This window comes from Leyella stercorea DSM 18206, assembly GCF_000235885.1.
GTDB classification, from domain to species: domain Bacteria; phylum Bacteroidota; class Bacteroidia; order Bacteroidales; family Bacteroidaceae; genus Prevotella; species Prevotella stercorea.
Map to the genome: position 1 here is coordinate 1 of NZ_JH379358.1, position 8,735 is coordinate 8,735.

Genomic DNA, 8,735 nt, shown 5'->3' on the forward strand with positions numbered 1-8,735 from the left:
GACAAGAAACAAATTGCAATAAAGGAACGAATAGTAAAGCAGGCTATGGATTTTTGGGGTGTATCCGATATACGCGATATGGACCCCGTGATAGATTTGCTGCTTGAAGTTTTTGCCCATGAGTCCAACAAACTGCATCAAGAAATAGATCAGTCCGATTCACGGATACTTCACCGCCTGTCCAGAATACTCATAGGAAACAAATGGTCGCTGCCAAAGCCGGCCCATGCGCTTATGACTATTACCCCCAATCATGGGGAATGTTGCGAACTTGATGCCGAAGATCATTTTTATGCAGAGAAAAACATATTTGGCAAAGGGGATATTCAAGTCTTTATAACCCCTTTGTTTTCCTATAAACTGGTTGATGCAAAAGTCAAAGCAATCGCATACAACGATAGTATAAGGCATTCAACCGATAGCTTTAACACTCCAACACGCTTCCTTGGCCCTAAAAACCGGATAGCGGATTATTGCGTCTGGGTCGGGCTGGATGTGTCTAAAGAAGTCCTGCAAAAAATAGACTCTGTGATGTTTTGTATCAAGCCTTCCGATATGGGGCTGCTTCCGTTTATGAAAATGGCTTTCTTCTATGACTGTACAGGAAACCGATTAAATGTAAAAACAGGTCTTCATGTTGAAGATCCATATAGTAATGCGCACTACTTTGATGAAATCCGCGATTTTTATAGTGACCTATATTTTAATGTGAGTATAAAAGATGCTTCCAAAGAGAAGCATACCTACCGAGAAATGTTTCCCGGTTATGTGGCCGACTGCGAGGTTCCGGACGACTCTGAGAATCTCTTTTGGGTCAAGATAGTCTTTCCGGAAATATTCACGAAAGAAAGTCTTGAAAATCTGGAAGTATATTTGAACACATTTCCGGTTGTAAACAGACAAATCGTTTACAAACAGCATAATTTCCGTTCCACCGGACGAATTATACCCCTGAAATGTCCGAGCCGTACACAATTCTTGAACATACGCTCGTTTCAAGACAACAAAGGCCGGGAGTATGTAAACCGACTGAACCAGTATGAGGAAAATCCGACAGGTATATTCAGCCTGTATTTTGGCGACCTTGAACGATTTGATTCGGACAGCGCCCGCTCATTAATTTCAAAAGTGTTACAATTATTGAAAGAAGACGGGAGTGCTTTTGCTTCAATGAATCCGGATGCACTTTCGACGCAGCTCAAAGAGTTGTTCAACAAGATAAATGATATAGAGAAAGGATTGGAGGCCACGCTAAAAGGAGATAACAAAATAAAGGCCTTTGTTTTAAGTGTCCCCCAAAAGGATGCGACCAATGCCGAGATAAAATATTGGGTGACTTCCGGTTCTCTGGCGAACGGTTTCAATGAACGCACACTGATACAACAATTCAACATAGAAAAATATGACGCTTCAGGCATCATGTTGCGTACTTGTATGCAAGGAGGAACAACGCATGATAGCGAACAGGAACTTATTCATAGTTTAAGGTACGGTCTGTTGTCCCGGGAACGGATTATATCTAAAGAAGACATCAAAAGCTACTTGTTGCACAAGCTGGGAAAACACGTTGAATCAGTCGAAGTCGGTAATGGTGTAGCTATATCTCCCGACAGCAAAAAAGGATTAATCAGAGTGACAGAGGTCAAGATAAAGTTTGGACAATTTGATAAAGATGAAATTCCCAATCTGGAAGAATTGGCCCATTATCTTGAAAAAGATTTGACTGAACGCTCTGTATGTAATTCAAACTATAAAATCAAATTCGTATGAATGATAGCAATTATAGCCCAAGTTTGGTGTCTGCCCTTAAGATAGCAAGAGGAATGGCACTTCAAGACAAGCATAACACGTTCGGCGTGTCACATCTTGTCATGGCCATGTTTGCAGAAAACACGGGTCTAAAGGAAATTTTATCCTCGATGCAGAAGGATGTCGGCTACATAATGGAATGGTTTGACACCCATCGCGAAATGTATAGGTCCAGTGGCACTTCTACAGAAGAAGTGGAACCTGATGAAGAACTGTCAAAGGTTTTGGATGAATCCGAACGGTCTAAAATTAAATTAGGAGCGGATTCCATAGACTCCATCTGTGTGTTTACCGCCATATTGCGTGAAGGTGTCGTGTATTCGCATCAGCAGATAGAGATGCTGGATGTTTCGGAAGATGACATATTGTCCCACTACAATGCCCTTACCCCGTTGCATTCTTATCAAGGAGAGGAAATGCAGATAACAGCAAGCGTTCCTTATGCCGACAACCTGAAAAAGCAAGAAACCATCAATGCCGGTGGCTTTGTCGTCGGTAGGGAAAAAGAGGTCCGTACTATTTTAGAATGCCTCGAACGCTCAGAGAACAAGGGCATACTGATTGTCGGTGAATCCGGTATCGGAAAGAGTTCCATCATCAACGCCTTTGTCAAAGATATTTGTGAGAATGAAGATGAGATGTTAAAGCAAATATCTATTGTCGGACTCAATACGGCAAAACTGCTCGCATCAACCTCGTCTGAAACGGAGATAGCACAAAAAGTTGTCAATCTGATGCACAAGCTCAACCAATTGGAACAAGCTGTGCTGGTGATTGATGATTTACAGGTTCTTTTGGAGAACAGCGTATCAGGCAAAGCATCCACACTTATCAACATATTAAGTGCGCAAATCAGCGAGGGAGCCGCAAATCTTGTTCTCACACTCACGAACGATTCTTACCGGAAGAACATCGAAAAGCATCCGATAGAAGGGCGTCTTGATATCATAAAGATTGAAGAACTGGATACGGCTACACTTGAAAGTGCCATACAATTACATAAAAAAAGGATTGAAAACTATTACGAGTTGAGAATTTCAGATGCGTGTATTAAAGATTCAATCGCACTCTCCAAACGATATTTTAAGGAACGCAGCCTGCCATCTGCCGCCATCGACCTGCTTGACAGAACCGCTGCTGCCGTCCGGCTATGCAATAAGAATGCACGAGCCAGTGTATCTGATTTGGAAACGGATTTTGAGGAAATAAAGAGTCTCGACGAAAAAATATCTGAAGGGGCGCTTTACTTACTGTACCGTTCTGTATTCAGCAAAATCAGTGTCGTATTGACCACCAAACTGTCAGACAACTATGTATGGGATAAAGAAGATGACATCGCGATAAAAGCAGGGCATTTGTCGGGCATCATCAAAGAATTAAAGGCTCTATCCGACCAGTCCATTGAAGAGATACGCTCTTCGGAAATAGAGGCGATTGTAGCGGAGTGCACCAATATACCTATCGGAAAAATACAAGCCCGCGAGAAGGACCGACTTTTGAGCATCGAGAGCAAATTGCAAGAACGGGTCAAAGGACAGAACCGGGCTATTACGACTTTATCAGATGCCATTATAGAATCACGCAGCGGACTGAGTGACCCCAAGAAGCCTATAGGTTCATTCTTCTTCCTTGGTCCTACAGGAACGGGGAAAACAGAACTCACAAAATCACTGGCCGAGTTACTGTTTGATGACGAATCAGCCATGATCAGATTTGACATGTCCGAGTTCAAGGAAGAACATTCGGCTGCATTGCTGTATGGTGCACCTCCGGGATATGTAGGATATGAGGAAGGTGGCTTACTGGTCACTCAAATCAGGCAGAAACCTTATTCGGTAGTGTTATTCGATGAGATTGAGAAAGCCCATAGCAGCGTTTATGATGTTTTCCTGCAAATGATGGATGAAGGCAAAATACATGATAAACTGGGCCGGGAAGGAGATTTTTCAAATTCCATAATCATTTTTACCTCCAATATCGGAAGCCAGTGGATCGTAGAACAGATACAATCCGGGCATACTCCTGATTCCGGAAAGCTCATCGAGGTTATGGCACAGTATTTTCGACCTGAATTTTTGGGACGTCTCACCGAGGTGGTTCCGTTTGCGCCAATAGATGAAAATGTCGCCAAACAGATATTCAACCTCCATTTTGGAAGATTGCAAGAACAACTGATGAAACAGAAAAACATCCAGTTGCATTTGTCGGATGAAGCATTGCAACATCTCGCAGACAAAGGTTATTCTCCCAAATACGGCGCACGTCCGATAGCAGGAATCATAAGGACTTATATCAAGAAGTCCGTATCCCGTCTGATTGTTTCTGAACAAATCAGACCGGGTGACAACATCGTCATAAACTATAGAAACGGTGAACTGATATGGGAACAATGTTAGCACAAAAGAAACCCTTGGAAAACATCCAACGAAGTCAGGCAATAAATTTCGTCGCAGAAATCTTTTATGATGAACTTCAATTTATTCTTGACCGACGGCTGGTGGACCATACTATGGTTAATTGCCATGGTATGAACAGCCGTGTGAAATCCAGAGATGTATTAAGCGTTTCGGAACAGCATATTGCGACGGCAAATGCCGACAAAGAATATATATTGCTGAATCTGGCAAGAAACAGCATCTACCATCAATTGCCGGAATTGCTATTTCATCCATTGGTGCTTAGTACACCGGGTATGAGTAACAAAGAGATAGTTGAAGCCATCCGAGCCAATGAAAAACAGGATAAAGAACTGATTCAATTTTTTGCGCCCTTTGATACAGAATTTTTCAAAGAAAAGGTCCGTATCAATAACCGTCATCTGAATTTCTTTTCCGACCCGGACTCCAGGAAGAACTTCATCAAGATGATAGAAGTAATTGAGGATGTGGAACTGTCCATTACGTCCCATCAGAAATATAAGCTGTTCCTATTCCTCTGCAATGCAGAAAGGTATAAAGAGAACCTACCCGCTATCGAGCAACTGCTTCTTATCGTTTTGGGATTGAAGGTGAAACTGCGATTGGAAGTCCATAAGATAGAAGAGCCGGTTTACCTTTCAGTCGGCTCCGGATGTATCGGACAGACATTAGGTCTTAATGGTCTAATGATAAGCGAAACCGATGATTTGATGGCAACAATCATCATAGACACTCCGACTGATGAGTATGAAGAGATAAAAACGCATCTATCCAATGTCCGCCGGATACTTGAATTTTTCATCCTTTCAACAAGAAATATCGAAGTTGATTATCTGGTACATGGAGAAACGGATTTTATACTCGGAGAAAACCGATTAGGATATAATATGAACTTATAAAAAATTTATACAATGAAGATATTGCTGTATTTTTTTGCTCGCTACTTATTGGCTCCATTATTTGTAGCCATAATGATATTTGTCTTGACCGGAATAAAAACGATCAAGAGCAAACTTAGCCTGAAGAAGTTAATCATATTCGTTCTTCTGGCTTCCATTGCCGTCGCTTTACCTGGTCTGTTCGGTTTTCTAAAAAATGAATATGTTTGGGGAGGCTTGACATTCACGATATTGTCCTATATCCTCCTCGGGACATTGTTCTGCAAACTTTCTACCTCCGATTTGTTCGGAGCAATCGGTATTGGCAACTCCCGAACAGCTATCATTCTCACTCTAACCACGATATGTGTTTTAGGCGGATGGTGCTATTATCTGCTGTTTGAACTGATAAGCAAACTGCCTTATTCATTATGGAACACAACAAATATCCTCTGGTTTGCAATCCCGTATCTGATTATGTATAGCAGGACCCTGTTCCTGGACATTCCACATCCGATATATACCCCATGGGAATTGAGCTATGGGACCTTTGACCGGAAATATTGGGACAACATAGACAACTTCGGCTTCCGAACGGTCAAAGTCAAGATCAAACGGAATATAAAAGACCCGACATACGCTTCGTTGGTTGTCCGCCTGCCCAATGAAATATCTCTTGGGAATTGGTTCAATTGGGTTATCGAAGACCAAAACAGGCGTTTCCCCCAAAACAAGATTGAAACAGAGAAGGAAGATATGCAAATCGGATGGATGTTCTATACCTCAAAATGGTTTAACTTCCCGTTGTTCATAAGAATACTTGACCCCACTCTGACGAGTGAGGGCAATAAGATTAAGAATAATCAAACGATATATATCCGACGTGTACAAGTAGAAACAAAAACATCATAATATATGAAAACACTAACATATTTGCCTGTAAACTGGGTCAATGGTCTGAAGCTGACCAGCCAGCATTTCTTTGCAAACCAGTATTGCCAAACGGAAGCTCTCAACCGCGAAGCAGGAAGGAGTCTGACCAGTTATAACTATGGTCTTGGAGAGGTCCTTGAAGGGATAGGTGACAATCTTGAAATAGAGATTTCAGGTGATACCATGTCCACTCTCTGTGTCCGCCTGAAAAGCTGCAACGCAATCACCAAAGGCGGTCTGCCCATCGTTTATTACGACGGTTTATACGGGGATGAGAAACCCTGTGCAACCATTTCAGAATCCGGTCTGCAAGCCGAGGACAGCGAGTATATGGTACTAATATCCGTAGATCCGTATCACTTGATACCTGTCGGTGAACCGGACCCGGAAGAGGTGCCTTTGCATCACCCGTATGTCTTGCCGAGCATAAAACTCCATATCGTTCCCAAAAACCAAGTCAACAAATCTTTCTACAGCCAGAATTTTTTGTTGGTGGCAGAGGTATGCAGACAAGGGAATACCTATAAAATCAATCATCAATATATTCCACCGGTACAACATTCCGCTTGCCACGATGGGATCAAAACATTCATTTCCCAATTGGCACGTACCCTACAGTCGATAAAAGAAGACGTGAAACTCATTTACAGCAGGAATGTTGCTGACAAGCGTAGAGATACGCTTGCCAATAATACATTTGAGCTGTGTAAGGCTTTCTCGGCCTTTTACAACTCAAGAATCTTCTTTATCGAACAAATCGCCTTAGAGCAACCGCCGATATATCTTGTGCAGGCCGTGAATGAGCTTGCAAACGGTCTGAACTCCGCTCTTCAAAGTCTTTCCGAAACGGAAAGAGAACAATTGCTCCAATATTTCTATGAGTGGACTAATGTCACACCCTCTGAATTTATCACGAAGATAGAGAGCCTAACCAAGCTTATGTATGACCATACCAATATAAACCAGTCATTGCAGACGGCAGGGGCATTTGTGACACTGCTCAGCAATATGTTCCACAAAATGAGTGAACTGGAATACATCGGAATGGTTCGTGAGAATATTATAGTAGGAGACGAAAGTCACGAAACAATAGAGGCTCAAAAGAAACGATCATGGTCATTTATAGGTTGATCGATTAAATCATAGCAAGTATGGAAGCAGAAAACAAAATAGCTCGTTTGAAAGCGAAACTCCGATTTACTTTGGTATTCGCTATCACACTGATTGTTACCACAACCGGAGGTATCGTAACGATTGTGACTGCACAAAAGGGAATATCCCTTCTTGAAAGCAAGAAGGCCGAATATGACAATGTGTTCAAGAAACAGGCAGAACTTAACTTCCAGATAGAAGAATTGTTCCGGGACTTGAACAATCTGAAGACCAAGCGGCGAAATTCGAGTGAACACAAGCACATGCAAAAATTGATAACCAAAAAACGGTTATTAATGGAAAATGACATTGCGATGCAGGCCGATAAAAGCAAGTACGAAGTGTATAAAGCTATGCTTGAACAGATCCGTGTCATCCAATCATCAATGGATGACCTTGACCGCGAAAGCAAAAAGCGTGAAAGCAACATGGAGCAACTTGAAAAGTGTAGAATCAAATATCAGGAATTAACCAAGAATAAACTGACGAAGCCATGACAAAAGACGAAATGCTATGGGGAAACATCCGTTTCCTCCTGCTGCTGATTTTCTCAGTAGCCGCAATTTATATCATACTTTGCCGGTATATACTCAACGTACCGACAGAGGACAGTTCGGAGTTGATAAACGAAATCAACCATTCCGAACGCATTTTTGAAATCCAGCATACACATATGCAGCAAGCGCAGAACATCTGGAATGAGATTGACTCTCTGGACTTCAACATTCATCAAGTACAAAAGATGGACGAGGTGAAGGATGGGATTTACCAATTGCAGCATATATACAAGGAAAACAATATGAATACGAAATTCCTTTTCGGCGTGTTGTCCTCCAGAATGCTTAAATGCCAATTCGACATAAAAGAGGAATTGAACAGTCTGGTACATAACAATGCACTGATTGAACGGGATTTGGAAGAATGTAAAGCCAATTTATAAAACATTCGCAATGGATAATAAGAAAACTATAACAATCATCATATTGGGACTGGTTGCCATGGTAGGTATCCTTTTGTTTTTGTTCCTGCCTTCGAAGTCGCACCTTGCCAATATTGACTTTTATGTGTATGACACCAATGATAATTTTCATTATGAGGTCAATGAGCGGTTGGAGCTATTAGTCAACGATACGGCAGCGATTAAAGGCAAGCGGCTCATTTGGGAAATGGGAAACGGTGATACACTGATGAGAAATACGGATGTGTCATACACTTACCGTAAGGCCGGCAAATATCTTATTACTTTGAAAATAGACGGAAAACACTCCGTAAACAAGTATATCAAAGTTATCTCAGGGCTGGAGCATGAGGCCATTGATTCCATACCCCGTATAAATGGAGTGTCAGAGGGTTATCAAGGCGAAGAGCTGGTCTTTTCGGCAGAAGGCTATGGTATGGACACATGGCTATGGGAATTTGGAGAAAGCGGTACTGTGGACGCATACGAGCAGCAAGTCGTGTATTCGTATGATATTCCGGGAGAATACACCATCTCATTACAAACCAATACGACGAAATATCCGGTGAAGCACCGTATAACCATTCT

At 41.9% G+C, this 8,735-nt stretch carries 8 protein-coding genes; all 8 read left to right on the forward strand.

The window, feature by feature from the left end; genetic code table 11:
* Positions 1-1,770: type VI secretion system baseplate subunit TssF (locus HMPREF0673_RS01095; protein ID WP_007897005.1), on the forward strand; the 1,770-nt coding region annotated here is incomplete at its 5' end.
* Positions 1,767-4,205 (forward strand): AAA family ATPase, encoded by a 2,439-nt coding sequence (locus HMPREF0673_RS01100; RefSeq protein ID WP_007897007.1) that lies wholly within the window; start codon positions 1,767-1,769, stop codon positions 4,203-4,205. The genes HMPREF0673_RS01095 and HMPREF0673_RS01100, both read left to right, overlap by 4 nt.
* Positions 4,190-5,125 carry a hypothetical protein gene (locus HMPREF0673_RS01105; protein WP_040596174.1) on the forward strand — a complete coding sequence of 312 codons (936 nt, stop codon included), beginning with the start codon at positions 4,190-4,192 and terminating at the stop codon, positions 5,123-5,125. Before HMPREF0673_RS01100 ends, HMPREF0673_RS01105 begins: the two co-directional genes overlap by 16 nt.
* A gap of 12 nt (positions 5,126-5,137) precedes the next feature.
* On the forward strand, positions 5,138-6,016 hold the full coding sequence (locus tag HMPREF0673_RS01110; RefSeq protein WP_007897009.1) for a TssN family type VI secretion system protein: 879 nt from the start codon (positions 5,138-5,140) through the stop codon (positions 6,014-6,016).
* Positions 6,017-6,019: 3 nt separating this feature from the next.
* The gene (locus HMPREF0673_RS01115) at positions 6,020-7,168 is read left to right on the forward strand and encodes a hypothetical protein (protein ID WP_004310145.1); all 1,149 of its coding nucleotides are present in this window, start codon (positions 6,020-6,022) and stop codon (positions 7,166-7,168) included.
* A 20-nt stretch (positions 7,169-7,188) separates the two neighbouring features.
* On the forward strand, positions 7,189-7,686 hold the full coding sequence (locus HMPREF0673_RS01120; protein WP_007897010.1) for a hypothetical protein: 498 nt from the start codon (positions 7,189-7,191) through the stop codon (positions 7,684-7,686).
* Positions 7,683-8,129, forward strand: coding sequence for a type VI secretion system TssO (gene tssO, locus HMPREF0673_RS01125; protein WP_004310143.1), 447 nt, complete (start codon positions 7,683-7,685; stop codon positions 8,127-8,129). Before HMPREF0673_RS01120 ends, tssO begins: the two co-directional genes overlap by 4 nt.
* A 10-nt stretch (positions 8,130-8,139) precedes the next feature.
* A partial coding sequence (locus HMPREF0673_RS01130; protein WP_007897011.1) for a PKD domain-containing protein occupies positions 8,140-8,735 on the forward strand: 596 nt, incomplete at its 3' end.

Bases quoted from the DNA above. Each gene is read 5' to 3' on its own strand.
- HMPREF0673_RS01110 (WP_007897009.1), top strand. From the start codon at position 5,138: ATGAAGATATTGCTGTATTTTTTTGCTCGCTACTTATTGGCTCCATTA.
- HMPREF0673_RS01115 (WP_004310145.1), top strand. From the start codon at position 6,020: ATGAAAACACTAACATATTTGCCTGTAAACTGGGTCAATGGTCTGAAG.
- HMPREF0673_RS01105 (WP_040596174.1), top strand. From the start codon at position 4,190: ATGGGAACAATGTTAGCACAAAAGAAACCCTTGGAAAACATCCAACGA.
- HMPREF0673_RS01100 (WP_007897007.1), top strand. From the start codon at position 1,767: ATGAATGATAGCAATTATAGCCCAAGTTTGGTGTCTGCCCTTAAGATA.
- tssO (WP_004310143.1), top strand. From the start codon at position 7,683: ATGACAAAAGACGAAATGCTATGGGGAAACATCCGTTTCCTCCTGCTG.
- HMPREF0673_RS01120 (WP_007897010.1), top strand. From the start codon at position 7,189: ATGGAAGCAGAAAACAAAATAGCTCGTTTGAAAGCGAAACTCCGATTT.